Source organism: Micromonospora sp. RV43 (assembly GCF_001029515.1).
GTDB lineage: Bacteria > Actinomycetota > Actinomycetes > Mycobacteriales > Micromonosporaceae > Micromonospora > Micromonospora aurantiaca.
Genome location: NZ_LEKG01000032.1, coordinates 22,860 through 48,766, shown reverse-complemented (window position 1 = coordinate 48,766; position 25,907 = coordinate 22,860). Strand labels below are relative to the sequence as shown.

Sequence of the window (25,907 nt, the reverse complement as noted above, 5' to 3'; positions counted from 1 at the left end):
GTTGTCGGCGGCGGGCCGCTGACGGGCGGCGGGGCGGCCGTCGCATATACTTGCACCACTGCAAGGGTTCGCCTGCGGTGGGAGCGAGAGGGGCCACTGTGACGTTCACCGTCACGTACGCCCAGCGGGACGAGGGCGGCGTCTGCCTCCGGCTGGCCGGCGAGCTCGACCTCGGCACGGCCGGAGAGCTGAGCTCGGCGATCGACCGGGTGGTGGCGGAGGGGCACCGCGAGTTGCTGCTCGACCTCACCGAACTGACGTTCTGCGACTCCACCGGCATCGCGGCCTTCGTCCGGGGGGACAACATCGTCGCCGCCGACGGCGGCTGGCTGCGGCTCACCGGGGCGACCGGCCGGGTGGCCCGGGTGCTCCAGGTGACCGGGCTGGCCGAGGTGCTCCACCGCGGCCTCGACACCGCCGACCCGACCGCGCCGGCCGCCTCCTGATCCGGTACATTTCCCCGCCAGCAGCCGGCCGTGCGGCCGGACGCCCTCCTCACCACGAAGCAGGTAAACCGATGGGTCAGACCAGCCCCAGCCCCGTTCGCATCCTGGTGGTGGACGACGACCCGGGTGACGTCCTGATGATCGAGGAGGCGCTGGCCGACTCCGACGTCGACAAGGTCATCGACGTGGTCGCCGACGGCCAGGAGGCGATGGAGTTCCTCCGCCGCGAGGGCCGGCACACCGAGGCGCAGCGCCCCGACGTGATCCTGCTCGACCTGAACATGCCCCGGATGGACGGGCGGCAGGTGCTCGGCGAGGTCAAGGGTGACGAGAGCCTGCGGACCATCCCGATCGTCGTGCTCACCACCTCCAACGCCGACACCGACGTGGTCAGCAGCTACACGCTCCAGGCCAACGCGTATGTGACGAAGCCGATCGACCTGGACGACTTCAACGACGTGGTACGCCGGATCGACGAGTTCTTCGGACGGGTGGTCGTGCTCCCGAAGCACCCGTAGGGGCGGGAAGTCCGGGCCTCCGCATCCTGAACATTTTGTGGGAACGGCCGCGCCCGGGAGCGCGGGGACCGCAGGATCGGCAGGTGGGGACGCGCACCGGCTGCCTGGGGGGCGACGCATGAGGTTCTCGGTGGTGGAGACCGGCTACGACAGGCGGCAGGTCGACGCCTGTCTGGACGAGCTGAGCCTGCGGCTGGGTCGGCTGGCGGCGCGAGCGGAGGGCGCCGCCGGGGCCGGCCGGGAGTGGGACCAGATCCGGTCGGACGCCGTGCACCTGTGCGACTTCCTGCATCGCCGTACCGCGCCGGTCGAGCCGGCCGCGTCCCACCCGTCCGTCGCCGAACGGGAGGCCGCCGAGCTGCTGGCGCAGGCTCGCGCCGAGCTGGAGGCCGCACGTGAGGAGGCCCGCCGGTTGCGGGAGGAGGCGTACGCCGAGGCCGTGCGGGCGCGCCGCGAGTTCGAGGCGGCCCTGCTGGCGCGCCGCCGCCGGGAGTCCCGGGTCGACGAGATCCTGGCCGGGGCGCGGGGCGAGCGGGTGGCGGTGGACACCCCCACCGCCGCGGCGAGCGTACGGCCCGGTGTTGCCGGGCGCAGCTCCGCCTGACCGGCGCCGGGTCAGACCAGCGCCGCCACCACGGTCGTGGCGCGCTTCTCGTGCCGGGCGTACGCGTCGGGGTAGGCGGACACCTGCACCGCCTGGGCGGCGGCGGTGACGCTCATGTCCTCCCAGCCCGGCACCTCGCGCAGCGCGGCGTAGAAGGCCCGGGCCGCGTACGCCGGCCGCATGAGCTGGGCGACGGTGCCCCAGCCGCTGCTGGGCCGCTGCTGGAACAGCCCGACCGAGTCGTGGTCGGAGCCGCTGCCCTGGTGCGGGTGGTCGAAGGACTGCGGCACCACGTCGCTGGCCAGGTTGTAGAGGTTGCTCTCCTGCATGGCGGTGGCGACTGCGACGACCAGTGCCCGGCGGGGCATCTTCATCTCCCGCCCCACGTCGACGATGGCCTTGGCGTTGTCCATCTGCCGTTGGTCCAGGCCGGCGACCGGACGGGGGCGCTCGGGCAGCACGGGCTTGCGCGGCGGCTTCTTCGTCGCCGTGGCGCCGGGCGTGGGAGCCGGCGGCGGCAGGGCCGCGGCGGCCGGTGGCGCGACCCGGGTGAAGTCGCGGGAGGCGCGCTGGTCGGCGGCGGCCCGGTCGGCGACCGCCTCGCGTACCTCCAGGTGCGCCGGGCCGGTCTCGCCGACGCCCGCCACGCCGATCAGGCCGAGGCAGCAGGTGACGCCGGTGGCCACCGCGATCCGGCCGGGCACGGACCGGGCCGGGCCGCGTCGTGGCGGTTCCGGGGCGCGGTGACGCCCCACCCTCCGTTCGGCTGATGCCGGGTCAATCGTTCGGCGAACCGGGCGGTTGGCGGGCAACGGCTGATGATCGGGGTCGTCGGGGTGCACCCGCCGAGGCTAGAAAGCTTCCGGCCCTTTGCCATCGGGGTGATTGGTGGCATGCGCCACAATCTGCCGGATTCGCGGGCGACATCAGGGGTGGCGGATCATGAAAACCGCTAACCGCGCGTACCCGGAACAATGCCTATGTCGGTTTCGGTGGTGCGAAGCGGACGCCGAGCCGACCCGGCGGCGGCCGACGCCCGGCTCCACCGTTCGGCCGAGGGTGCCCTGGTCGGCCGTCTCTCGCCCGGCGGCGGTCCGCCGACCCGCCGGGATCGACTCCTCGCGATCCGGCGGCTCACGGTGCGGGGACCGTGGATCATGGCGACGCCGCCGCGCGGCGACCCGGGCGCTCGATACGATTCCGACGGTGACGCAGCGGATGGTCGACGAGCGCCCGCCCGGCCCCCGCAGCCGGCGCGGCGCCGTCGTCATCGTCTGCGCCGTGCTGCTCACGCTGCTGCTGGCCGGGCACCGGCTGGTGCCGAACGTGCACGGCCTGGGCAGCCTGGTGGACAGCGTCACCCCGCTGCTCGGAATCGCCGTACCGCTGCTCGCGCTCGCGGCGCTGCTGCGCCGCTCCCGGCCGGCGCTGCTGGCGGTGCTGCTGCCGGCCCTGGTCTGGGCCGGGCTCTACGGCCGCGCGTGGCTGCCCCCGGCCGCCGGCGCGGACGGCGCCGCGGTCCGCGTGGTCAGCCAGAACCTGCGCGTGGGCAACCCCGACCCGGCCGCCACCGTCGGCGCGCTCACCGGCGACGCCCCGGACCTGATCGGGCTCCAGGAGGTCGCCGACGGCGACCGGGTGGCGTCCGTGCTGGCCGAGCGCTACCCGCACCGGGCGGTGGTGTCGACTGTCGCGCTGTGGAGCCGGTGGCCGATCCGCGAGGCGCACGGCGTCGACACCGGGCTGGGCTGGGACCGCGCGCTGCGGGCCGTGGTCGCCGCGCCTCAGGGCGACCTGGCCGTGTACGTGGTCCACCTCGGCTCCGCGCGGGCCGGGCACACCGCCACCCGGGACCAGACCGTCGCCGCGCTCGCCGACGCCGTGCGTGCCGACCCGGCCGACCGGCTGGTGGTGCTCGGCGACCTGAACACCGCCACCACCGACCGGGTCTTCGACCCGCTGACCCGGCTGCTCGGCAACGCGCAGGCCGAGGCCGGGCAGGGATTCGGGTTCACCTGGCCGGCCGGGCTGCCGGTCACCCGCCCGGACCACGTCCTCTACCGGGGACTGACGCCGACCGCCGCCGGGGTGCTGCACACCCCGGACAGCGACCACCGCGCGGTCACCGCCGGCTTCCGCTGGTGACCTCTCAGTGCCGGCCGTTCTCCGCCGGGGTCACGGTGAGGCGGTGCCGGCTCGGATCTCCGCTGGAGAAGGGCCAGAGCCGATCGGCGTACGCGACCAGGTCGGCCAGCTGGTCCCGGGTCAGTCCCGCCGAGGAGATCTCGGCGTGCACCTCGGCCCGGTAGCGGCCGTCGTCGTCGCGGCCCAGCTTCGCCTCGGCGGTCACCTGCACGGTGTGCGCCTCGTCGGTGATCTCCCCGGCCGCCTCCACCGCCGCGTGGTGCAGGCAGGAGGCGAACGCCGCGGCCAGGAGCTGTTCCGGCGTCAGGCCGGTGCAGTGCGGCGCCAGCGGGGACGCCAGGGCGGAGGAGAGCCCGCCGTCGTCGGTGCGTACGTGACCGCCCGCCGCGGTCGCCGTGGCCGTCTCGGCCAGCCAGGAACTCGGATCCGGCATCGCGTTCCTCCCGTCACTCACCGGACCGCGTTCCCGGACCCCGACCGGCGAAACCGCGCCCGAGCAGGCAGTAGGAGCGCTCAGCCGATCCGGCCGCCGGGCGCGGCGTCGACGGCCATCGCCTCGGTGGCCTCGGCGGCGGCCCGGCTGGTCCACGGCGACACCTGCGGCGCGCGCTGCCGGGGCAGCATCGCGGTCATCGGCACGTAGACCCGGGCGTCCACGGCCTCGGCCAGCAGCAGCGCGGCCATCGGGCTGGTCGGCCGGGCGCACGGGTCGGCGTCGAGGCAGCGGCGGACGAGCTCGGCCACCTCGCCCGGCAGGCCGGGAACCTCGGGCAGCGGGCGGGGCGGCCGGCGGCGGCGCGACCCGAGCAGCTGGGTGGTGGTGCCGGCCTCGTACGGCAGTTCACCGGTGAGGCAGTAGTACAGCAGCACGCCCAGCGCGTACATGTCGGCGGCCGGGGTGGCCGGCCGGCGGTCGAGCTGCTCCGGCGCCAGGTACGCCGGGGTGCCCACGACGACGCCGTCCGGAGTGTGGTCCGGTGCGCCGGCCGGAGTGGCGATGCCGAAGTCGAGCACCTTCACCCCGCACGGGGTGAGGATCACGTTCGCGGGCTTGACGTCCCGGTGCACGATGTCGTGCGCGTGCGCGGCGGCGAGCGCGGCGCACACCTCGGCGCAGACCCGTACCGCGATGCGCCAGTCCAGCGGCCCGTTGCGCAGGTGCGCGGCGAGCGTCTCGCCCTCGGCCAGCTCCATCACGATGTACGGCACCGGGCGTCCGTCCGGCAGTGTCGCGGTGCCGAAGTCGTGCACGCTGGCGACGTTCGGGTGCACCAGCCGCGCCGCCGAGCGTGCCTCGGCCCGGATCCGGTCCACCGATCCGGCGTCGCCGTCCAGTGCGGGCGAGATGAGCTTCACCGCGACGGTCCGGTCCAGCACGCGGTCGTGCGCGCGCCACACCTCCGACATGCCACCCAGGCCGGCTCGCTGTTCGAGCTCGTACCGCCCGCCCAGCGTCCTCATCGCCACTCCTCGCCTCGTCCGGTGCCCTCCGGTCCCGCTACCCGGCCCCGGAGCTGTGCAAACCGCCGAGGGGCGGCGCCGCGGCGGGGTAGCTTCGCGGCGAGGGCGTCGACGGACGGAGGGCAGCGGTGGCCGTGGTGCGCGTGCGGTTCGTCGGCGGGCCGGCCGACGAGCTGACCCGGGACCTGCCCGCCGGGCCGGACGGCGCGCCGCCGCCCCGGTGGGTGCTGCGTCATCCGGAGGAACCGGCCGAGGGGGTGGCCGACCACCTCTACGAGCGCGACGACCACGCGTCGCCCGGCGGCTGGACGATGCGGTACGTGCACACGTTCCCGTTCGGCGCGACCGAGTGAGGTCGTCTCGCAGCGGCCGGACGCGGCGCGTCAGGCCGGCCGGACGCCTGTGGTGCCGAGGATGACCGAGGCGACCAGCTCGGGGTCGTCGTGCATCGGCACGTGCCCGCAGCCGGGCAGGTCCAGGTGCCGCGCGGTGGGCAGCCGGGTACGCGCCAGCGCCGCCTGCCGGTACGGCAGGATCCGGTCCCGCGTACCCCACGCGACTGTGACCGGCACGGTCGGGGCGCCCGCGTAGGCGTACCCCCTTCCGGCGCGCGCGACGGCGCGGAACGCCCGCGCCTGGCGCAGCGCGCGGGCGTCGGCGACCGCGTCGTCGAGCGCCATCCGGTTGGGCCGGGCCAGGATCATGCCCATCGCCAGCATCCGCAGCGCGGGCGTGGCGAACAGACGGCGCAGCACCGGTTCGGGCAGCCGGGCCGCGTTGCGGTGCAGGGAGAGCACGGTCAGCGCCCAGCGCAGTTCGCGCGCGCTGCAGAACCCGGCCGGCGACAGCGCAGTGGCCGAGGAGACCGCGCCGATCGCGGCCAGTTCGAGGGCGATCGCGCCGCCCAGGCTGTTGCCCGCGACGTGCGGGCGTTCCAGCCCGAACGCGGCGAACAGCTCGACCATGGCCACGGCGAGGCCGGGCATGTCGGCGGGCAGCCCGGCGGCGGGCACCGGGGAGCGGCCGAAGCCGGGCAGGTCGACGGCTATCACGTCGTGCGCCTCGGCGAGGCGGTCCAGCACCGGCCGCCAGGCGGCCCAGTGGTGACCGATGCCGTGCAGCAGCACCAGCGCGGGCCCGGCGCCGCGCCGCTCGTAGACGACCTCCACCGCCGTGGTCACGGCCGCCCCTGCGGCGTGCTCGCACCGAAGCCCCGGCCCAGCGCCCGGGACTGCTCCTCGATCAGCGGGACGGTGGCGCGGGCGGTGCGGCCCACCAGCCGGTCGGCCAGCGGGCTGACCAGCACCGATCGCATCGCCTGCACGCCGGCGACGGCGCGCGGCACGTACACCCGGCGGCTGCGGCGCTCGATCGCCCGGACGAACGCCTCGGCGCACTCGGCCACAGTGGTGGTGCGCCGCAGCGGCCAGGGCAGCTTCGCCAGCGCCGTGGAGAAGGCCGGCAGGTCGGCGCGCGCCTCGCGGACCAGGTCGGTGTCCACCCACGACGGATGGGCGGTGCCCACCGCCACGCCCCGGTGCGCCAGTTCGAGGCGGACCGCGTTGCCGAACTGCTCGACGCCGGCCTTGGAGGCGCAGTAGGCGGCCATGCCGGGCAGTGCGGCGAACGCCGCGGCCGAGGAGACGATCAGCAGGTAGCCACCCCGGTCGACGAGCGCGGGAACGGTCGCCGCCGCGGTGCGCATCACCCCGATCAGGTTGACCTCGACGGTACGCACCAGTGCCTCGACGTCGCCGACGGCGATCGTGCCGCGGTTGGCCACCCCGGCGTTCGCCATCACCGCGTCGATCCCGCCCAGCGTCGCGAGTGTCCCGTCCACCGCCGCGGCGAGGGCGTTCTGGTCGGTGACGTCGGCGGCGAACCATGCGTGCCCCGGGCCCAGCTCGGCGGCGAGCGCGGCGAGCCGGTCGGGTTCCAGCCCGACGAGGGACAACCGGGCGCCGCGCGCCGCGGCGAGGCGGGCGGTGTGCTCGCCGATGCCCCGGGCCGCGCCGGTCACCAGCACCACCTTGCCGGCCAACCGGCCGGAAAAACGACCATCGATGGACATGCCGGGAAGTTACCACCGGGTAGCCCCGGTGCGGAAGACCCCGTCGACCTGCCCGGATCGCCGCCGCGCGGCGCGCACAGCTGGTACACAGGATCGGGACAGCCCGCCGACAGCGGGTCCGCCCACGATGGGGGCATGGTCATGAACGCGCAGTCCGCGCAGGGTCGCATCGAGCTGCGCCGACCGGACGGCGAACCGGTGCGGGTGCTCGTCGTCGACGACGAGCCGACACTCACCGACCTGCTCTCGATGGCGCTGCGGTACGAGGGCTGGCAGGTCGCCACCGCCAGCAGCGGCATGGCGGCTGTCACCACCGCCCGCCAGTTCCGCCCGGACGCCGTGGTGCTCGACGTGATGCTGCCCGACCTGGACGGCTTCCAGGTGCTGCGCCGCCTGCGCGAGCAGTTCCCGAGCGTGCCGGTGCTGTTCCTGACCGCCCGCGACGCGGTGGAGGAACGCGTCGCCGGGCTCACGGTCGGCGGCGACGACTACGTCACCAAGCCGTTCAGCCTGGAGGAGGTGATCGCCCGGCTGCGCGCGCTGCTGCGCCGTTCCGGCTTCGCGGTCGCCGCCCGCCAGGAGGCGGTGCTCACCGTCGGCGACCTCACCCTCGACGAGGACAGCCACGAGGTACGCCGCGGCGACGACCTGATCACGCTCACCGCCACCGAGTTCGAGCTGCTGCGCTACCTCATGCGCAACCCGCGCCGGGTGCTCAGCAAGGCGCAGATCCTCGACCGGGTGTGGAACTACGACTTCGGCGGCCAGGCCAACGTGGTCGAGCTGTACATCTCGTACCTGCGCAAGAAGATCGACGCGGGCCGCGCGCCCATGATCCATACGCTGCGCGGGGCGGGCTATGTCCTCAAACCCGCCGAGTGACAGGGGCGGCCGGCTGCGCCGCCGCCTGGCCGGCTGGTCGCTGCGCCGCCGCCTGGTGCTCTCCGTGGTGGCGCTGCTCGCGCTGGTGAGCATCGGCATCGGCGGCCTGACCACAGTCGCGCTGCGACACTTCCTGATCGACCAGATCGACAACCAGCTCACCTTCGGCGACCGGCGGCCCGCCGACTTCGAACGCTGGGCCCGCCGCGGCGTCGACCCGCCGCGACCGGACCAGCGGCCCACCCCGCCGGACTCCGACGAGGTGGCGCCGGACCCCCCTGGCGGCTTCCCGCCGGGCTCGATCGCCGTCCGGGTGCCCGCCGCCGCCGAACCCGTCGGCCGGGTCCGGTCCGGAAACGGCGACAGCGAGGAGGTGCCCGCCGCCGACCTGACCGCGCTGGCCCGCGTACCCGTCGGCGACCGCCCGCACACAGCCGTCGTCGGCGACCGGGGCGACTACCGCGCGATCGCGCTCCCGTCGCCGCGCGGCGACGGCGACGTGCTGGTCCTCGCGATCCCGCTGGCCCAGGTCGACGACACCGTCATGTGGATGCTCGTCGCGCAGGCCGGGGTGATCGGCGCCGGCCTGGTCATCGCCGGCGCCCTCGGTCTGCTCATCGTCCGGGTGACGCTGCGGCCGCTCAACCGCGTCGCCGCCACCGCCGCCCGGGTCACCGAACTGCCGCTCGACCGCGGCGAGGTCGCCCTGTCCGTGCGGGTGCCGGCCGCCGACACCGACCCCCGCACCGAGGTCGGGCAGGTCGGCGGCGCGCTCAACCGGATGCTCGGCCACGTCGCCGCCGCGCTCGTCGCCCGGCAGGCCAGCGAGACCCGGGTACGCCAGTTCGTCGCCGACGCCAGCCACGAGCTGCGCACCCCCCTCGCTGCCATCCGCGGGTACGCCGAGGTGGCCCGCCGGGGCCGCCAGGAGGTGCCGCCCGACGTGGCGCACGCGCTGCGCCGCGTCGAGTCGGAGAGCACCCGGATGACGAGCCTCGTCGACGACCTGCTGCTGCTGGCCCGGCTGGACTCCGGCCGGCCGCTCGCCGCCGAGCCGGTCGACCTGACCGCCATGGCCGTGAACGCGGTCAGTGACGCGCACGTCGCCGGGCCCGACCACCGCTGGCAACTCGACCTGCCCGACGAGCCGCTCACCGTCACCGGCGACGCCCACCGGCTGCACCAGGTGCTGGCGAACCTGCTGGCGAACGCGCGGGTGCACACCCCGGCCGGCACCACAGTCACGGTCCGGCTCGCGCCCGCGCCCGGCGGCGTCGAACTACGCGTCACCGACGACGGGCCGGGCATCCCGGAGCAGTTGCAGCCGGAGGTCTTCGAGCGGTTCGCGCGCGGCGACACCTCCCGCTCCCGCGCGCAGGGCAGCACGGGCCTGGGCTTGGCCATCGTCGCCGCCGTGGTGGAGGCGCACCACGGGCGGGTCGACGTGGTCAGCCGGCCCGGCCACACCGCGTTCACGGTCTGGCTGCCGGGATCCACAGCCGACGCATAGGCCGCTCACGGGAGCGGGCCAGCGGGCCCGCCGAGTCTTGCCGGCATGAACCGAACCGACAGCCCGCCGACCGTGCCCACGGCCGGTCCACCCGGCACCGAGCCGGCCCCCGCGCCCGTACCTGAGGAGACCCGCACCGGCCGCGATCCGCGCTGGGCCCGGCCGGCCCTGGCCGGCCTGCTGGTCGCGACCGCGCTGCTGTACCTGTGGGGCCTGGGCGCCTCCGGCTGGGCCAACGCGTTCTACTCCGCCGCCGTGCAGGCCGGGTCGCAGAGCTGGACGGCGTTCTTCTACGGCTCCTCGGACGCGGCCAACTCGATCACAGTGGACAAGACCCCCGCCTCGCTGTGGCTGATGGCGCTCTCCGTGCGCATCTTCGGCCTGAGCGGCTGGTCGATCCTGGTGCCGCAGGCGCTGCTCGGCGTCGCCTCCGTCGGCGTGCTGTACGCGACCGTCCGCCGCTGGTACGGCCCGGCCGCCGGCCTGCTCGCCGGCGCGGTGCTCGCGCTCACCCCGGTGGCGACGCTGATGTTCCGGTTCAACAACCCGGACGCGCTGCTGGTGTTCCTGCTCGTCGCCGCCGCGTACGCCACGGTGCGCGCGGTCGAGACGGCGAGCACGCGGTGGATCGTGCTGACCGGCGTGCTCGTCGGCTTCGGCTTCCTCACCAAGATGCTCCAGGCGTTCCTGGTGATCCCGGTCTTCGCCGGGGTCTACCTGCTAGCCGCGCCGACCGGACTCGGACGGCGGATCCGGCAGCTCCTGCTGGCCGGGCTCGCGGTGGTCGTCTCCGCCGGCTGGTGGGTGGCGATCGTCGAGCTGGCGCCGGCGAGCGCCCGCCCGTACATCGGCGGCTCGCAGAACAACAGCATCCTGGAGCTGACGCTCGGCTACAACGGGCTGGGCCGCATCACCGGCGACGAGGTGGGCAGCGTGGGCGGCGGTGGCGGCCGGCCCGGTGGGGGAGGCGGCGGGCCGTTCTCCGGTCAGACCGGTCTGCTGCGGATGTTCGACACCGAGGTCGGCGGGCAGATCTCCTGGCTGCTGCCGGCCGCGCTGATCCTGCTGGTCGCGGGGCTGTGGCTGGCCGGGCGGGCACCGCGTACCGACCGCACCCGGGCCGGTCTGCTGCTGTGGGGCGGCTGGCTGCTGGTCACCGGACTGATCTTCAGCTTCATGTCCGGGATCTTCCACGCGTACTACACGGTCGCCCTGGCCCCGGCGGTCGGCGCGCTGGCCGGCATCGGCGTCACGCTGCTGTGGCGCGCCCGCTCGGCGCCGGTCGAGGCAGTCGCGGCGGCTCCGGTTCCCGCTGTGGCGGATGCGCCGGTCGTCGCGGGTGCCTCGGTCGTCGCGGCTCCGGGCCGGCGGCGGGCGCTCGTCGCCACGCTGGTCCTGGCCGGCACGCTGGCGGTCACCGCCTGGTGGTCCTGGCACCTGCTCGGCCGCACCGCCGACTGGCACCCATGGCTGCGCTCCACAATCCTGGCCGTGGGCCTGACCACCGCAGCCCTCCTGGCCACCTCGGCGGTGATCAAGGAGTTCGCGTCCGGGAACGGCGTTCAAAGTGACGCGAACTCCTTGGTCAACCCGCGCATGGTGAGTGGTGTCGGCGACCCTGGCAGCCGTGGCCCCCGCTTCCGCCGGCGCACGATCGCCCAGCGTGCTCAACACCAGCTCGGCGAAGTGGTCATATCGCGGAGCCTCTGATGCCGCCACTTCGGGGAAGTGGAGTCGATCAAGCTGCGGTGAGTCAGGGGGTGGCGCTGGCGTTGGCGGCGATCTCGGGGAGGTCGGCCGGGCCCGGGTCGGCCGCCGGGGCCGGCGTCGCGGCCGGGTTCTGCGCGGCGGCCCGTACCGCGGCGGCCACGGCCGGGGCGACCCGGGAGTCGAAGACGCTCGGCACGATCACCGTCGGGTTGATCTTGTCTTCGCCGACCACGTCCGCGATGGCCCGCGCAGCGGCGAGCGCCATCTCCTCGGTGAACTCCTCGGCGTGCGCGTCGAGCATGCCGCGGAACACGCCGGGGAAGGCGAGCACGTTGTTGATCTGGTTCGGCTGGTCCGAGCGGCCGGTGGCGACCACCGCGGCGTACTTGCGCGCCTCCCGCGGGTCCACCTCCGGGTCGGGGTTGGCGAGCGCGAAGACGATCGAGTCCTTCGCCATCGCGGCGACGTCCTCGCCGGTGAGCAGGTTCGGCGCGCTCACGCCGATGAACACGTCCGCGCCGCGTACCGCCCCGGCCAGGTCGCCGGAGTAGTTCTCCTTGTTGGTGTTCTCGGCCAGCCACTGCCAGGCCGGGTTGAGGTCCGGCAGTCCGCGGTGCAGGGCGCCCTGGCGGTCGTACGCGATGATGTCGCCCACGCCCTGGCGCAGCAGCAGCTTCATGATCGCGGTGCCGGCCGCGCCGGCGCCGGAGACCACGACCCGGACGTCCGCGAGCTGCTTGCCCACGACGCGCAACGCGTTCGTCAGCGCGGCCAGCACGCAGATCGCGGTGCCGTGCTGGTCGTCGTGGAAGACCGGGATGTCCAGGGCCTCGCGCAGCCGGGCCTCGATCTCGAAGCAGCGCGGCGCGGCGATGTCCTCCAGGTTGATGCCCCCGTACGCGGGCGCGATCGCCTTGACGATCGCCACGATCTCGTCGGTGTCCTGGGTGTCCAGCACGACCGGCCAGGCGTCCACCCCGCCGAAGCGCTTGAACAGCGCCGCCTTGCCCTCCATCACCGGCAGCGACGCGGCCGGGCCGAGGTTGCCCAGGCCGAGCACCGCGGTGCCGTCGCTGACCACGGCGACGGTGTTGCGCTTGATGGTGAGCCGGCGCGCGTCGGCCGGGTTCTCCGCGATCGCCATGCAGACCCGGGCCACACCCGGGGTGTACGCGCGGGACAGCTCGTCGCGGGTGCGCAGCGCGACCTTCGGGGTGACCTCGATCTTGCCGCCGAGGTGCAGCAGGAAGGTGCGGTCGGAGACCTTGCGGACGTCCACCCCGTCGAGCGCGGTGAGCGCGTCGACGACCTGGTCGGCGTGGCCGGCGTCGGCGGTGTCGCAGGTGAGGTCGACGATCACGTGCGCGGGGTCGGAGTCGACCACGTCCAGCGCGGTGACGATGGCCCCGGCCTCACCGGCGGCGGTGGTGAGCCGGCCGATGGAGGAGGCGTCGGCGGGTACCGCGATCCGGATGGTGATGGAGAATCCGGCACTCGGCAGTCGGGTGTTGGCCACGAGAAACTCCTCCGTCGGCGCTGAGCGGCTCGACTGGCATTTCTACTCGCCCGCCCAGGTCGCCCGGCATCCGCCCCCGCTACCCGTCGGTAGCGTCACGGGCATAACACAGGTGCGTCCGGCGTTGTCACATGTCAGGATTGCTGTCACGCGCCGAAAATTCTCGGCGTTGCCCAAAACGGACAGGAGACGCATTTGCGCGAGCAGGAGACCTTCCATCCCTACACCGACGACGAGTTCGACGCCACCACCGGCGAGTACGAGCTGTCGGAGCGGCAGGCGCTGCGGCGGGTCCCCGGCCTCTCCACCGAACTCACAGACATCACCGAGGTCGAATACCGTCAGCTCCGGCTGGAGCGGGTCGTCCTCGTGGGGGTCTGGACCGAGGGCACCCAGTCCGACGCCGACAACAGCCTCACCGAGCTGGCGGCGCTGGCCGAGACGGCCGGTTCGCAGGTGCTCGAAGGGCTGATCCAGCGTCGTCACCGGCCCGACCCGGCCACCTACATCGGCCGGGGCAAGGTCGACGACCTGGGCGCGGTAGTGCTGTCCACCGGCGCCGACACGATCATCTGTGACGGTGAGCTGTCGCCGTCGCAGCTGCGCAACCTGGAGCAGCGCACCAAGGTCAAGGTGGTCGACCGGACCGCCCTGATCCTCGACATCTTCGCCCAGCACGCCAAGAGCAAGGAGGGCAAGGCGCAGGTCGAGCTGGCCCAGCTCGAATACCTGCTGCCGCGCCTGCGCGGCTGGGGCGAGACGCTGTCCCGGCAGACCGGTGGTAGCGGCCGCGGCGGTGGCGCCGGCGGCGGCGTGGGTCTGCGCGGTCCCGGTGAGACCAAGCTGGAGACCGACCGGCGGCGCATCCGCCACCGCATCGCGCGGCTGCGCCGCGAGATCAAGAGCATGGCGACGGTACGCCAGACCAAGCGCGCCCGGCGTACCCGTAACGCGGTTCCCGCGGTGGCCATCGCCGGCTACACCAACGCCGGCAAGTCCAGCCTGCTCAACCGCCTGACCGGGGCGGGTGTGCTGGTGGAGAACGCGCTGTTCGCCACGCTGGACCCGACCACCCGCCGGGCCACCACGTCCGACGGCCGGCTCTACACGCTGTCCGACACGGTCGGGTTCGTCCGGCACCTGCCGCACCAGATCGTCGAGGCGTTCCGCTCGACGCTGGAGGAGGTCGCCGACGCCGACCTGGTCGTGCACGTGGTCGACGGCACCCACCCGGACCCGGAGGAGCAGGTCCGGGCGGTACGCGAGGTGCTCGCCGAGGTGGGCGCCGACCGGCTGCCGGAACTCCTGGTGGTGAACAAGACCGACGCCACCGACGAGGAGACGATGCTGCGGCTCAAGCGGCTCTGGCCGGACGCGGTCTTCGTCTCCGCCCACAGCGGGCGCGGGATCGACGAGATGCGCGAGGCCGTCGAGCGGCGGCTGCCCCGGCCTGCGGTCGAGGTACGCGCGGTGCTCCCGTACGACCGGGGCGACCTGGTCTCCCGCGTACACCGGCAGGGTGAGGTGCTCAGCACCGCGCACCTGCCCGAGGGCACGCTGGTGCACGTGCGGGTCAGCGAGGGTCTGGCCGCGGAACTCGCGCCGTACCGGGCGGGTGACCGGCTGACCAGCGACGAGCGGGTGGGCGCCGGGCGGTGAGCCGTCCGGCGTCACCCGCCGGAAACCCGCGCCGTGCGACACTGAGCGTCATGCGGCACGTTGTCTCCTCGGTCACGCTCGCGCTCGGCCTGGTCGGCGCGGTCGTGGCGCCGGCCGGGCCGGCCCCGGCGGCTCCCGCCGCGGCCCCCGTGCTGGCCGCGGCTCCCAAGAAGAAGTGCACTGTCGAGGACAATCGCCTCCGCGAGCTGTCCGGTCTGGTGGCCACCAGCAACGGGTACGTCGTGATCAACGACGGCTCGGACGACCCCAGCCGCAAGCGGGTCTTCTACCTGGACACCAAGTGCAAGGTCGACAAGGAGGTCCGTTACTCCGGTGACGGGCCGCTCGACACCGAGGACCTCGCGCTCAGCCCGGACCGCAAGACCCTCTGGATCGCCGACACCGGCGACAACGTGGAGAAGAAGACGCGCCGGGAGCGGGTAGCGGTCTGGACGATGCCGCTGAGCGGCTCGAAGCAGCCGGTGCTGCACCGGCTCAGCTACCCGGGCAAGGAGCCGCACGACGCGGAGGCCCTGCTCGTCGGCGACGACAACATGCCGCTGGTGATCACCAAGGACCTCTCCGGCAAGTCGGAGATCTTCACCCCGACGGTGAAGCTGAAGGCGAGCGGTGACACCGAGCCGATCCCGATGAAGAAGGTCGGCGAGGTCACGCTCCCGAAGACGAACACCGAGAACAAGCTCGGCTCGCCCGGGCGGGCGCTGATCACCGGCGCCGCCCGCTCGGCCGACGGCAGCAAGGTCGTGCTGCGCACGTACGCCGATGCGTTCGAGTTCGACGTGGCCGGCGGCGACGTCGTCAAGGCGATCACCACCGGCAAGCCCCGGGTCACCCCGCTGGCCGACCCGTTCGGCGAGGCGATCTCCTACACGCCGGACGGCAAGTTGTTCGTCACCGTCTCCGACGGCGGCACGCTCGACGAGTCGGATCCGATCGACATCCTCAGCTACACCCCGTCGACCACCGGCGCCGAGGCGCTGCCGAACGGCGGCAAGGCCGAGACCAAGGCGTCCGCCGAGAAGTCCTGGCTCGAAGGGCTCTCGCTCGACGAGATCACGTACCTGATCGCGGCGGTCGGAGTGCTCGGCGCGCTCCTGGTCGGCGCGGGCGTCTTCGGCATCCTGCGGGCGCGGCGCAAGCCGGCGCCCCGGGCGCCGGCCGACGAGCCCGAGCACAGCGGCGAGTTCCCGGTGAACAACGGCTTCCCGTCGGGCGAACGGCCGGACGCCCCGCGCGGCGGTGTCTACGGCGGCGGTCAGGGTGGCGTCTACGGCGGCGCGGCCAACGGTGACCGCCCGGCGTCCGGCGGTGTCTACGGCGGTGGCCGGCAAGGCGGCGGCGTGTACGGTGGCGGCCCTCAGGACGGCGGTCGCGGCCAGGGCGGTGGCCGTCCTCCGGGCGCGGGCCGTCCGCAGGGCGGCGGCGTCTACGGCGGCGGCGGAGCCCCGGCCGGCGGCGGAGGGCGCGGAGGCGGCGTCTACGGCGGCGGAGGCCAGGGCGGACCGGGCGCAGGCCAGGGCGGTCCCGGTCGTGGCGGCCCGGGTGGCGGCTACGGCGGCGGCCCGGGCGGGGCCGGATACCGCGGCCAGCCGAACGGCGGCGGGCCGCGCGCAGAGGGCGGCCGGGCCGAGCCGCCGCGCCGCGGACAGGAGCCGCGTGGCGGGCGTCGCGACGGTTACGACGACCAGGGCCGGTACGGCCCGGTGTCCGGCGGTGGCCGGGAGTACCGCGGCGATCGCTACTGAGACGGCACGGAAAAGGGGTGACCGGCGACGGTCACCCCTTTTCGCTGCTGTCGGTCAGATGCGGCGCAGGACCGCCACCACGCGGCCCATGATGGTGGCGTCGTCACCGGGGATCGGGTCGAAGGCCGGGTTCTGCGGCATCAGCCAGACGTGCCCGTCCCGCCGCCGGTAGGTCTTCACCGTCGCCTCACCGTCGAGCATGGCGGCCACGATGTCGCCGACCTCGGCGTTCGGCTGCTGCCGGACGACCACCCAGTCGCCGTCGCAGATCGCCGCGTCGAGCATCGAGTCGCCCTTGACCTGGAGCATGAAGACCTCGCCCTCGCCGACCAGCTCGCGGGGGAGGGGGAAGATGTCCTCCACCGCCTGCTCGGCGAGGATCGGCCCACCGGCGGCGATGCGGCCCAGCATCGGCACGTACGCCGGGGCGGGCCGCTGCGCGCGGGCCGCCTCGTCGTCCGCCTCGCCCGGCGCGCGGACGTCGACGGCGCGCGGACGGTTCGGGTCGCGGCGCAGGAAGCCCTTCTTCTCCAGCTCCTTGAGCTGGTAGGCGACGCTGGACGGGGACACCAGCCCGACCGCCTCGCCGATCTCGCGCACGCTCGGCGGGTAGCCGTGGCGCTCGACCCAGTTGCGGATGAACTCCAGGATCCGCCGCTGCCGGGCGGTCAGGTCGACGGTCGCCGGGTCGGGGAAGCTGCTCACCACCGGGGTGACCGGACGCACCGCCGCGGGGGCGGTGCGGCTGCGGGCGGTGCGGGGGCGACGGGTCGCCGGAGGACCCGCCCCGTCGTTCGGCTGCGGGTTCTTCTGCCGGCTGGCCCGGTCCTCGGTCACGTCCGTCCCTCCCTGGTCGGCGCTGGGATGCCTCGTCGGCTCGTGGTGCGTGTGGTCTGACCGTATAGGTGAGATCGGCCATTTTCAAACATCTGTACGACCTGCTGTCGGCGTGTCGCGCCGAATTCCTGGATTTCCGAACTGGTGTTCTGATAGAAGAGTACGCCGCTCGAACGGATGTTCTATACCGGCCGCCCGTGACTAGCACGGGAGGCCGTCCGTTGGGCTCCTCGGTGGCGTCGTGCCGGGCGTGATCCTGATGACGCGCCGGACACGCCCGCCAACTTGACCTCGCTTGGGGTTCGGCATACGGTCGACCCCTAGATGTAGTAGTCACACGGGCGTAAGTTGCCTACAGGTTGGGTTCGACTACCGAACGCACTCCCGCACCGCGCACTCGGCGACGGTCATCGGACGATGGCCCCGCCGTGTCGACGCGTGCCCGGGAGCCGGTAGGTGTGCCCGCGATCGACGGAGGAGGTCGGGCGAATGCGGTGTCCGTACTGCCGGCACGCCGACTCCCGGGTGGTCGACTCGCGGGAGGCCGACGACGGCCAGCTCATCCGGCGGCGACGGTCGTGCCCGGAGTGCGGCAAGCGGTTCACCACCGTCGAGGAGGCGGTGCTCGCGGTGGTCAAGCGCAGCGGGGTGACCGAGCCGTTCAGCCGTACGAAGATCATCGGTGGGGTGCGCAAGGCGTGCCAGGGGCGCCCGGTCGACGACGACTCGATCGCGCTGCTGGCACAGAAGGTCGAGGAGACCGTGCGGGCCAAGGGGGCGGCCGAGATCCCCAGCCACGAGGTGGGCCTGGCCATCCTCGGCCCGTTGCGTGACCTCGACGAGGTGGCCTACATGCGGTTCGCCAGCGTCTACCGGTCCTTCGACTCGCTCGCCGACTTCGAGCGCGAGATCGAGACGCTGCGGGCCGCCGCGCGCGCCCGGGAGGGCGCCGGTGCCGGTGCGGCGGACGCCGCCGGCGCGATCAGCTGACATTCACGGGTTTCTGACAGGTACACGAGGCGCGGTGGGTGACCGTTGCCGACGAGGGGGGCGAGGGCGTGACGACCAGCAAGTCACGGAACAAGGCCGGGGCGGGGCTGAAGATCGAGCGCGTCTGGACGACCGAGGGGGTGCATCCCTACGACGAGGTCGCCTGGGAGCGCCGCGACGTCGTCATGACGAACTGGCGGGACGGCTCGATCAACTTCGAGCAGCGCGGGGTGGAGTTCCCCGAGTCCTGGTCGGTGAACGCGGCGAACATCGTGACCACCAAGTACTTCCGGGGCGCGGTGGGGACCCCGGAGCGGGAGTGGTCGCTGCGGCAGCTGATCGACCGGGTGGTCGAGACCTACCGCACCGCCGGTGAGGAGTACGGCTACTTCGCCACCCCGGCCGACGCCGAGGTGTTCGCGCACGAGCTGACCTGGATGCTGCTGCACCAGGTGTTCAGCTTCAACTCGCCGGTGTGGTTCAACGTCGGCACGCCGTCGCCGCAGCAGGTCAGCGCCTGCTTCATCCTCTCCGTCGACGACTCGATGGACTCGATCCTCGACTGGTACAAGGAGGAGGGGCGGATCTTCCAGGGCGGCTCCGGCGCCGGGGTCAACCTCTCCCGGATCCGTTCCTCGAAGGAGCTGCTCTCCTCCGGCGGCACCGCCTCCGGTCCGGTCAGCTTCATGCGCGGCGCGGACGCCTCCGCCGGCACCATCAAGTCCGGTGGCGCCACCCGGCGCGCGGCGAAGATGGTCATCCTCGACGTGGACCACCCGGACATCGAGGAGTTCGTGGCGACCAAGGCGCGCGAGGAGGACAAGATCCGCGCGCTGCGGGACGCCGGGTTCGACATGGACCTGGGCGGCGCCGACATCGTCAGCGTGCAGTACCAGAACGCCAACAACTCGGTCCGCGTCTCCGACGAGTTCATGACCGCGGTGGAGAACGGCGGCGGCTTCGACCTGCGCGGCCGGCTCGACGGGCAGACCATCGAGACGATCGACGCCAAGAAGCTGTTCCACACCATCTCCCAGGCGGCCTGGGAGTGCGCCGACCCGGGCCTGCAGTACGACGACACCATCAACGACTGGCACACCTGCCCGGAGACCGGGCGGATCACCGCGTCGAACCCGTGCTCGGAGTACCTGCACCTGGACAACTCCTCGTGCAACCTGGCCTCGCTGAACCTGATGAAGTTCCTCCGCGCCGACGGCGGCTTCGAGGTGGAGAAGTTCGTCAAGTCGGTCGAGTTCGTCATCACCGCGATGGACATCTCGATCTGCTTCGCCGACTTCCCGACCGAGAAGATCGGTGAGACCACCCGCGCCTACCGGCAGCTCGGCATCGGGTACGCCAACCTGGGCGCGCTGCTGATGGCCTCCGGCCTGCCGTACGACTCGGAGCAGGGCCGGGAGGTGTCCGCCGCGATCACGTCGCTGATGACCGGCACCGCCTACCGCCGTTCCGCCGAGCTGGCCGGCATCGTCGGCCCGTACGACGGCTACGCTCGCAACGCCGAGCCGCACAAGCGGGTCATGCGCAAGCACGCCGCCGCAAACGACGCGATCAAGCCGACCGGCACCGTGGCGACCGCCGTGCAGCGCGAGGCGACCAAGCAGTGGACGCTGGGCAACAAGCTCGGTGACAAGTTCGGCTGGCGCAACTCGCAGGCCAGCGTGCTCGCCCCGACCGGCACCATCGGCCTGATGATGGACTGCGACACTACCGGTGTCGAGCCGGACCTGGCACTGGTGAAGTTCAAGAAGCTGGTCGGCGGCGGCTCGATGCAGATCGTCAACCAGACCGTGCCGCGTGCCCTGCGCAGCCTCGGCTACCCCGAGGAGCAGGTCGAGGCGATCGTCGAGCACATCGCCGACCACGGCCACGTGGTGGACGCCCCGGGCCTCAAGCCGGAGCACTACCCGGTCTTCGACTGCGCGATGGGCGAGCGCTCGATCGCGCCGATGGGTCACGTGCGGATGATGGCGGCCGTCCAGCCGTTCATCTCCGGCGCCATCTCCAAGACGGTCAACATGCCGGAGCAGGCCACCGTCGAGGACGTCGAGAAGATCTACTTCGAGGGCTGGAAGCTCGGCCTCAAGGCGCTGGCGATCTACCGGGACAACTGCAAGGTCGGCCAGCCGCTGTCGGCCGCCAAGCCGAACAAGGCCACCGCCGAGACGCAGGCCCCGGCCGCCGAGGTCGAGAAGGTCGTGGAGAAGGTCGTCGAGTACCGCCCGGTGCGCAAGCGGCTACCGAAGAAGCGCCCGTCGCAGACGGTCTCCTTCTCGGTCGGCGGCGCGGAGGGCTACCTCACCGCCTCGTCCTACCCGGACGACGGCCTCGGCGAGGTCTTCCTCAAGATGTCGAAGCAGGGCTCGACCCTGGCCGGTGTGATGGACGCCTTCTCGGTGGCCATCTCCATCGGTCTCCAGTACGGCGTCCCGCTGGAGACGTACGTCAGCAAGTTCACCAACATGCGCTTCGAGCCGGCCGGCATGACCGACGACCCGGACGTGCGGATGGCCGCCTCGGTGATGGACTACATCTTCCGTCGCCTGGCGCTGGACTTCCTGCCGTACGACCGGCGCGCCGAGCTGGGCATCTTCACCGCCAAGGAGCGGGCCGCCCAGCTCCGGGCCGAGGCGGAGGCGGAGGCGAGCGGTGCGGACCTCACCGCGATGGCCGCCTCCGCCCCGGTCGAGGCGCCCGAGCCGAAGACCGGCCCGATCGCGCAGCCGGCGCAGGAGATGGCCGACGTCGCCGCGGTCAAGCCCGCTCCGGTGGTGGGTTCCAGCACGGAGCTGCTGGAGGCCGTGATCGGCAAGGCCGCCGACGCGCCGCTCTGCTTCACCTGCGGCACGAAGATGCGGCCCGCCGGTAGCTGCTACGTCTGCGAGGGCTGCGGCTCCACCAGCGGCTGCAGCTGACGACCGACCGAAGACGCGAGCGCGGCAGGGACTTCCCTGCCGCGCTCGCGCGTGCTTTGGCGAGTCGGGCTCAGCGCAGGGTACGGAGGAACACCTGCCACGGCTGACGCCCAAAGCGCAGAACCGGGCCGGACGCATCCTTGCTGTCGCGGATCAGGATGCTCCCGTTGACGGCGGCAATCTCTACGCACGCTCCGCCGTTGTTGTCGCTGCGACTCGACTTGCGCCACTTGGTGCCGATCGGGTCCGTCATGCCGCCTCCATTTCCTACCAGCGTCTGGCGCGAGCACTGCTGAGGTTGGCGCTCAGCGCAGGGTACGGAGGAACACCCGCCACGGCTGTCGGTCGAAGCGTAGAACCGGGCCGCCGGCATCCTTGCTGTCGCGGACTTCTACTGCCTGGTCGGCGTATCTCGCTTCGACGCAGGCTCCGTTGGTGCCGCTCCGGGTGCTCTTGCGCCACTGCGAGTCCACGTCCGCCTCCTACTCCACGGGCAGCGCGCCTCGGATTGCTTTGATCATTGCCGCCGAGTCGGTTGGCGACAGGGCCGCGGCGCGCAGGCTGTTGAACACCACCGTACAGCGGCGCACATCCTCGCCCTCCGCGTAGAGATCGCCCGTCAAACCCTCGATGTACACCACGCTGGGGCCGTCAGCGAAGTTGAGGATGTGGAAGCTCGACAGCATGGAAGCGTAGGCACCTTCCCGGAACGGGATCACCTGGACGGTGACGTTCCATCGGCTGCCGGCGTCGAGCAAGGCGGTGAGCTGGTCGGCCATGACGGCTGCACCACCGATCTGGCGGTGCAGAACTGCTTCGTCCAGTACGGCTACCAGGCGAAGTTTGCCCGACGAGATCAGCTCCTGGCGGTGCGTCCGGACGGCGACTCGCCTCTCGACCGCCTCGGGTGAAGGTTCGAAGGCATCCTCCGCCATCATCGCCCGCGAGTATGCCGGTGTCTGGAGCAGGCCCGGCACGACAAGCGTCTCGAAGGTCTGCACCTCCTCGGCTGCGGATTCCAATCCGATGTACTGCCGATACGACGAGGGCAGATCCCCGTACTTCGCCCACCAGCCGCGCTGCTTCCCGGTGCGCGCCATCGACAGCAGCGTGTCGCGCAGTTCGGCATCGGTGACGCCGTAGCGATCAAGCAGCGCGTTGAGCGCAGGGCCTTTGATACCGACCCGACCGGCCTCGATGCGGCGCAGGGTGCTCGCGGTCACCTCGATTGCCGCCGCTGCTTCCTCGGCGGTGACATCGGCCTGCTCTCGCGCTTTGCGTAACTGCGCCCCGAGCTGGAAGCGAACGAAGGTCGGACTCTCCATGCCGGTGATTGTGCCGCCGGCCGGCGTGCGGTGGACACGCGACACGCCCGCACGACATGCGCGCACATCGTTGACTGACTGAATATGCGCGCGCAAAATTACCCGCGCATGAGCAAAGTAGGAGGCGGCATGCGTGCTCGTGTGTCGTACGAGGAGTACGTGTTGGCGGTCGCGCTGACCCTCGCCCGGCGGCACCGTCCGGTGCGGTCCTGGCGACGCTGGCGGTGGATCTGCCGCTGCGGTGCGGAACTGCCGTGCCGCGCACGCCATCGCATCCCGATCCGTCGCGGCCACTGGCCGGGTGAGGAGCAGACGTGACGGAGCCGCAGGTCCGGCAGATCCTGTCGGTACACGTACCCGGCATCGACGGCTTCTGCACGGGGTGCCGGGCATGGTGGGCGCGTCTGTGCCCGTACCCCTGTCAGCAGGTCGAATGGGCGGCCCGCAGGCAGGCGCGGACCGCCACCCGGCGCTTCCTGGACGGCCTCCGGTGACCACCCACGGGCCGGTTCTTCCGGTGTGGAGCTGCGGTGGGTGTGGCGCTCCTTGGCCCTGCCCGACGCGGCGTCGCGAGCTGCGGGCCGAGTTCGCCGGAGCGCCGGTGTCGTTGAGCTTGTACATGGGGTCCTATCTGGTGTGGGCGGCGGAGGATCTGACCTGGGTACCGGCCGGGGTGTTGCATCAGCGCTTCCTCGGGTGGGTGCGATGAGTGTCATTCGGCCGGGCGACGAACGGTTCCACTACTGCGACGGCTCGCACCGGTGGGTGCCGCTCGATCCGGACTTCGACCAGGAGATCTGGGAGGCCATGGTGCGCGAGCACCAACAGCGGCACCTGGAGGAGATCTCCCGAGGGCTTCGTCCCCGTCGGCCCAAACTTCCGTAGGTGCCCACTGTCACAGCCCATCGCGTACGCGAGCTGGAATGCTCGGGGGATGAGCACGACAGACATCTATCGGGTCTTCGCCGAGCGTGAGACGCGCGGCGTGTCCCCGGCGTACGAGCGGTTGTCGCGGGTGGTCGCCGGTGACCCCGAGCTTCTCGCCCTGCTCGACACGCTGCCGCCAGCTAAGCGTCAGCCGAACCTGCTGTTCGGGGTGGTGCGGCTGCGCGGCGGGCCGGTGAACGACCCGGCTGCCTTTCGCGCGTACGTGATAGGGCACTGGCCGGACGTGGCGGCGCAGATGCGGGTGCGGGCGACGCAGACGAACGAGGCGGGACGCTGCGCGGCTCTGCTGCCGGTGCTCGCCGCGTTGCCGCAGCCGCTGGCGTTGCTGGAGGTGGGCGCGTCCGCCGGGCTGTGCCTCTACCCGGACCGGTACGCCTACCGCTACGGCGATCGGCGGATCGGCGACGGCGAGCCGTTGCTCGACTGTGACCTGACCGGCGCCGAGCCGCCGGAGCGGCGTCCGGAGGTGGTGTGGCGGGCCGGGCTGGACCTGAACCCGCTCGACGTCACCGACCGGGCCGACGTGGCCTGGCTGGAGGCGCTGATCTGGCCGGAGCACCGGCACCGCAGGGAACGGCTGCGCGCCGCGGCGGCTGTCGCGGCGGCCGATCCGCCACTGCTGGTACGCGGGGACCTGGTGGACGACCTGCCCGCGCTGGCGGCGCAGGCTCCGGCCGGGGCGACGCTCGTGGTGTTCCACAGCTCGGTGCTGTACCAGGTGCCGCCGCCACGGCGGGAGGCGTTCACCGCGCTGGTCCGGACCCTGCCCGGCCACTGGATAGCCAACGAGGACCCGTCGGTGCTGCCCCACGCCGACCTGCCCGAGCCGCCCGCCCAAGGCTTCCACAACGTCCTGGCCCTGGACGGCCGTCCCGTGGCCTGGACGACCGGCCACGGCCAGTCCCTCACCTGGCTCACCTGACCCGACGCGCACCCACCCGGCCCGCCCGTCCGGGCGCCCTGCCCCCGGCGATCATGAAGTTGACGGCGCGACACGCCGACGCGACGGCCGTCAACTTCATGATCGACCCTCCGGCAGCACTCAGCCGACACCCGATCTGTACCGCACGTGAGGACGGGACAGCGAAGAGTCGCCGCTCTGGCTAGGGTTGACGATCTCGGCGGAGGGAGACGGCATGCGCACCCGGATGCTCCTCGCGTCGACGCTGCCCCTGCTCTGGGGCGTTGCCGCCGGCTGGTGGACCCCGCGCGGGCCCGGCACGGTGGGCGCCGCACTCGTCTCCGTCGCGGTGAGCCTCGCCGTCGGGCTGGCCGCCGGGTGGCTGAGCCGGTCCCGCTGGTTCATGCTCGTCGCGCCGGTGATCTTCGCGGTGGCCGTCGAGCTGGTCCGGCTGCGGCTGCGCGGGCCGACCGTCGACCGTCCGCACCTGTCCGGCTTAGGCGTCGTGGCGCTGCTCGCCGGCCGGGGCGTACACGGTCTGCTGAGCTTGTTGCCGCTGCTGGTCGGTGCCGCCTACGGCGCCGGACTGGCTCGCCGCCTCGACGCGGTGCCGCCGCGCCGGCCGGTGCCGCGCCGGCTGGGCCGGATCGGCGTCGGTCTGCTGGCCGCGCTGCTTGCGCTCGTCACCGTCGGCGCGGCCGTACCGGGCCGCACCGCCCCGATCCCCGGCCGCATCGCCCGCTTCGACACCGTCGACTCCTCCGGGCGCGAGCTGGGCCTGCTGATGAGGGGTACGGACCGCAGCGCCCCGGTACTGCTCGTGGTGCCCGGGCCAGCGGGCGGCTCGGAGATCGGCGGGGTTCGCCGCCACCTGCCCGAACTGGAGCGCCGCTTCGTGGTGGCCGTGTGGGACCGTGCCGGCGGGCCGCGGTCCTGGTCGGGGTTCCGCGCCCCGTCGGACTGGCGCCTGGACGACGAGGTGGACGACCTGGTCGCGGTGGCCCGGCACCTGCGGGAACGGCTCGGCCGGGATCGGATCCACCTGGTCGCGCACTCCGGCGGCACCATCGCCGGCCTGCTCGCCGTGCGACAGCACCCGGAGCTGTTCGCCGCCTACGTGGGCGTCGGGCAGGTGGTGAGCCTGCGCGAGGCCGATCGCAGCCAGTACGCCGACACCGTGGCCTGGGCCCGCCGCACCGGCCGGACGGCGCTCGCGGACCGGATGACCGCGCAGGGCCCGCCGCCCTACCGCGACGTCTGGGCGTACGAGCCGTTGCTGACCAATGAGGCCGGGGCCTTCCCGGTCGACCGGGAAGGCGCGAGCGAGGACGAGACCGGGACCGTCGGCAACCTGGGCATGTCCGAATACAGCCTGCTGGAGAAGGTGCACCTGTTCGGGTTCCTGGACGGCTGGGACGTGCTGTACCCCCGGTTGCAGGAGATCGACTTCCGGCGTGACGTGCGGCAGCTCGCCGTGCCGGCGTACTTCGTGGACGGCGCGCAGGAGGTGCCGGGCCGGCTGCGCCTGTTCGACGAGTGGTACGCGCAGCTTCAAGCACCGCGCAAGGACCATCTGGTGATCCCGCGCGCCGGGCACCGTTCGATGTTCGAGCGGCCCGACGCGTTCGTGCCGTACCTGGAAGGCCTGCGGACCGACGGCGGCCCGGGCGGCAACTAGGGCGGGC

General features: G+C 72.9%; 26 protein-coding genes and 1 pseudogene. 17 read left to right on the top strand and 10 right to left on the bottom strand.

The window, feature by feature from the left end:
• Positions 1-98: 98 nt before the first annotated feature.
• The 3 genes from ABD52_RS10975 to ABD52_RS10965 all read left to right on the top strand — a co-directional run bounded on the left by ABD52_RS10975 (position 99) and on the right by ABD52_RS10965 (position 1,568).
• Entirely contained in the window at positions 99-446 is a 348-nt protein-coding gene (locus tag ABD52_RS10975; RefSeq protein ID WP_047891726.1) for an STAS domain-containing protein, read from the top strand.
• Positions 447-517: 71 nt separating this feature from the next.
• Positions 518-964 (top strand): response regulator, encoded by a 447-nt coding sequence (locus tag ABD52_RS10970; RefSeq protein ID WP_013285990.1) that lies wholly within the window; start codon positions 518-520, stop codon positions 962-964.
• A 118-nt stretch (positions 965-1,082) separates the two neighbouring features.
• Entirely contained in the window at positions 1,083-1,568 is a 486-nt protein-coding gene (locus ABD52_RS10965) for an ATPase (RefSeq protein WP_047891725.1), read from the top strand.
• Between the two features lie 11 nt (positions 1,569-1,579).
• Here ABD52_RS10965 and ABD52_RS10960 read toward each other — a convergent pair whose 3' ends face one another.
• Positions 1,580-2,272: a hypothetical protein gene (locus tag ABD52_RS10960; protein ID WP_047891724.1), complete on the bottom strand. Its 693-nt coding sequence runs from the start codon at positions 2,270-2,272 to the stop codon at positions 1,580-1,582.
• 502 nt (positions 2,273-2,774) lie between these two features.
• Between ABD52_RS10960 and ABD52_RS10955 the strand changes: the two genes are divergently transcribed.
• Positions 2,775-3,713: an endonuclease/exonuclease/phosphatase family protein gene (locus tag ABD52_RS10955; RefSeq protein WP_235437438.1), complete on the top strand. Its 939-nt coding sequence runs from the start codon at positions 2,775-2,777 to the stop codon at positions 3,711-3,713.
• A gap of 4 nt (positions 3,714-3,717) precedes the next feature.
• Here the strand turns inward: ABD52_RS10955 and ABD52_RS10950 are convergent, their stop codons facing one another.
• Complete coding sequence (locus ABD52_RS10950; protein ID WP_047891723.1) at positions 3,718-4,146, bottom strand: OsmC family protein; 429 nt, start codon at positions 4,144-4,146, stop codon at positions 3,718-3,720.
• An 80-nt stretch (positions 4,147-4,226) separates the two neighbouring features.
• On the bottom strand, positions 4,227-5,174 hold the full coding sequence (locus ABD52_RS10945; protein WP_013477030.1) for a serine/threonine-protein kinase: 948 nt from the start codon (positions 5,172-5,174) through the stop codon (positions 4,227-4,229).
• Between the two features lie 128 nt (positions 5,175-5,302).
• Here ABD52_RS10945 and ABD52_RS10940 point away from each other — a divergent pair, with 128 nt between their 5' ends.
• Entirely contained in the window at positions 5,303-5,527 is a 225-nt protein-coding gene (locus tag ABD52_RS10940) for a hypothetical protein (RefSeq protein WP_013285996.1), read from the top strand.
• A 30-nt stretch (positions 5,528-5,557) separates the two neighbouring features.
• Here the strand turns inward: ABD52_RS10940 and ABD52_RS10935 are convergent, their stop codons facing one another.
• Positions 5,558-6,355: an alpha/beta fold hydrolase gene (locus ABD52_RS10935; protein WP_047891722.1), complete on the bottom strand. Its 798-nt coding sequence runs from the start codon at positions 6,353-6,355 to the stop codon at positions 5,558-5,560.
• Positions 6,352-7,245, bottom strand: coding sequence for an SDR family oxidoreductase (locus ABD52_RS10930; RefSeq protein WP_047891721.1), 894 nt, complete (start codon positions 7,243-7,245; stop codon positions 6,352-6,354). The genes ABD52_RS10935 and ABD52_RS10930 overlap by 4 nt, the downstream gene beginning before the upstream one ends.
• Before the next feature lie 141 nt (positions 7,246-7,386).
• Between ABD52_RS10930 and ABD52_RS10925 the strand changes: the two genes are divergently transcribed.
• The 3 genes and pseudogenes from ABD52_RS10925 to ABD52_RS10915 all read left to right on the top strand — a co-directional run.
• Positions 7,387-8,127: a response regulator transcription factor gene (locus ABD52_RS10925; RefSeq protein ID WP_152748228.1), complete on the top strand. Its 741-nt coding sequence runs from the start codon at positions 7,387-7,389 to the stop codon at positions 8,125-8,127.
• Positions 8,105-9,637 carry a cell wall metabolism sensor histidine kinase WalK gene (locus ABD52_RS10920; RefSeq protein WP_047891719.1) on the top strand — a complete coding sequence of 511 codons (1,533 nt, stop codon included), beginning with the start codon at positions 8,105-8,107 and terminating at the stop codon, positions 9,635-9,637. Before ABD52_RS10925 ends, ABD52_RS10920 begins: the two co-directional genes overlap by 23 nt.
• A 45-nt stretch (positions 9,638-9,682) precedes the next feature.
• Positions 9,683-11,173 (top strand): annotated as a pseudogene (locus ABD52_RS10915) (ArnT family glycosyltransferase); the annotation flags it as partial.
• Positions 11,174-11,390: 217 nt separating this feature from the next.
• Here ABD52_RS10915 and ABD52_RS10910 read toward each other — a convergent pair.
• Entirely contained in the window at positions 11,391-12,863 is a 1,473-nt protein-coding gene (locus ABD52_RS10910; protein ID WP_013284747.1) for an NAD-dependent malic enzyme, read from the bottom strand.
• 195 nt (positions 12,864-13,058) lie between these two features.
• Here ABD52_RS10910 and hflX point away from each other — a divergent pair, with 195 nt between their 5' ends.
• Together hflX and ABD52_RS39755 are read left to right on the top strand one after the other, a co-directional pair.
• A complete protein-coding gene (gene hflX, locus ABD52_RS10905) occupies positions 13,059-14,522 on the top strand; it encodes a GTPase HflX (protein WP_013474486.1) in 1,464 nt (487 codons plus the stop codon).
• Positions 14,523-14,572: 50 nt separating this feature from the next.
• Entirely contained in the window at positions 14,573-16,288 is a 1,716-nt protein-coding gene (locus ABD52_RS39755; RefSeq protein WP_047891718.1) for a hypothetical protein, read from the top strand.
• Between the two features lie 54 nt (positions 16,289-16,342).
• Here the strand turns inward: ABD52_RS39755 and lexA are convergent, their stop codons facing one another.
• Positions 16,343-17,125: a transcriptional repressor LexA gene (gene lexA / locus ABD52_RS10895; protein ID WP_013284750.1), complete on the bottom strand. Its 783-nt coding sequence runs from the start codon at positions 17,123-17,125 to the stop codon at positions 16,343-16,345.
• Between the two features lie 489 nt (positions 17,126-17,614).
• On the opposite strand from lexA, the gene nrdR reads away from it, so the two are divergent.
• Both nrdR and ABD52_RS10885 read left to right on the top strand, forming a co-directional pair.
• Positions 17,615-18,115, top strand: coding sequence for a transcriptional regulator NrdR (nrdR, locus tag ABD52_RS10890; RefSeq protein WP_013284751.1), 501 nt, complete (start codon positions 17,615-17,617; stop codon positions 18,113-18,115).
• Positions 18,116-18,153: 38 nt separating this feature from the next.
• On the top strand, positions 18,154-21,048 hold the full coding sequence (locus ABD52_RS10885) for a vitamin B12-dependent ribonucleotide reductase (RefSeq protein WP_047891717.1): 2,895 nt from the start codon (positions 18,154-18,156) through the stop codon (positions 21,046-21,048).
• Positions 21,049-21,118: 70 nt separating this feature from the next.
• Here ABD52_RS10885 and ABD52_RS10880 read toward each other — a convergent pair whose 3' ends face one another.
• The 3 genes from ABD52_RS10880 to ABD52_RS10875 are packed head-to-tail and all read right to left on the bottom strand — an operon-like array spanning position 21,119 to position 22,373.
• Positions 21,119-21,301 (bottom strand): DUF397 domain-containing protein, encoded by a 183-nt coding sequence (locus tag ABD52_RS10880; protein WP_047891716.1) that lies wholly within the window; start codon positions 21,299-21,301, stop codon positions 21,119-21,121.
• Positions 21,302-21,353: 52 nt separating this feature from the next.
• Positions 21,354-21,521, bottom strand: a complete 168-nt coding sequence (locus tag ABD52_RS38220; RefSeq protein ID WP_082171265.1) for a DUF397 domain-containing protein — start codon at positions 21,519-21,521, stop codon at positions 21,354-21,356.
• 9 nt (positions 21,522-21,530) lie between these two features.
• Positions 21,531-22,373 (bottom strand): helix-turn-helix transcriptional regulator, encoded by an 843-nt coding sequence (locus ABD52_RS10875; protein WP_047891729.1) that lies wholly within the window; start codon positions 22,371-22,373, stop codon positions 21,531-21,533.
• A 129-nt stretch (positions 22,374-22,502) separates the two neighbouring features.
• Between ABD52_RS10875 and ABD52_RS10870 the strand changes: the two genes are divergently transcribed.
• The 5 genes from ABD52_RS10870 (at position 22,503) to ABD52_RS10845 (ending at position 25,900) form a co-directional block, all read left to right on the top strand.
• Positions 22,503-22,691 carry a hypothetical protein gene (locus ABD52_RS10870; protein ID WP_047891715.1) on the top strand — a complete coding sequence of 63 codons (189 nt, stop codon included), beginning with the start codon at positions 22,503-22,505 and terminating at the stop codon, positions 22,689-22,691.
• Positions 22,688-22,867 carry a hypothetical protein gene (locus ABD52_RS10865; RefSeq protein ID WP_047891714.1) on the top strand — a complete coding sequence of 60 codons (180 nt, stop codon included), beginning with the start codon at positions 22,688-22,690 and terminating at the stop codon, positions 22,865-22,867. The genes ABD52_RS10870 and ABD52_RS10865 overlap by 4 nt, the downstream gene beginning before the upstream one ends.
• 211 nt (positions 22,868-23,078) lie before the next feature.
• A complete protein-coding gene (locus tag ABD52_RS10855; protein WP_047891712.1) occupies positions 23,079-23,258 on the top strand; it encodes a hypothetical protein in 180 nt (59 codons plus the stop codon).
• 49 nt (positions 23,259-23,307) lie between these two features.
• A complete protein-coding gene (locus tag ABD52_RS10850) occupies positions 23,308-24,243 on the top strand; it encodes a DUF2332 domain-containing protein (protein ID WP_047891711.1) in 936 nt (311 codons plus the stop codon).
• A 214-nt stretch (positions 24,244-24,457) separates the two neighbouring features.
• Positions 24,458-25,900, top strand: a complete 1,443-nt coding sequence (locus ABD52_RS10845; protein ID WP_047891710.1) for an alpha/beta hydrolase — start codon at positions 24,458-24,460, stop codon at positions 25,898-25,900.
• Positions 25,901-25,907: the final 7 nt, after the last annotated feature.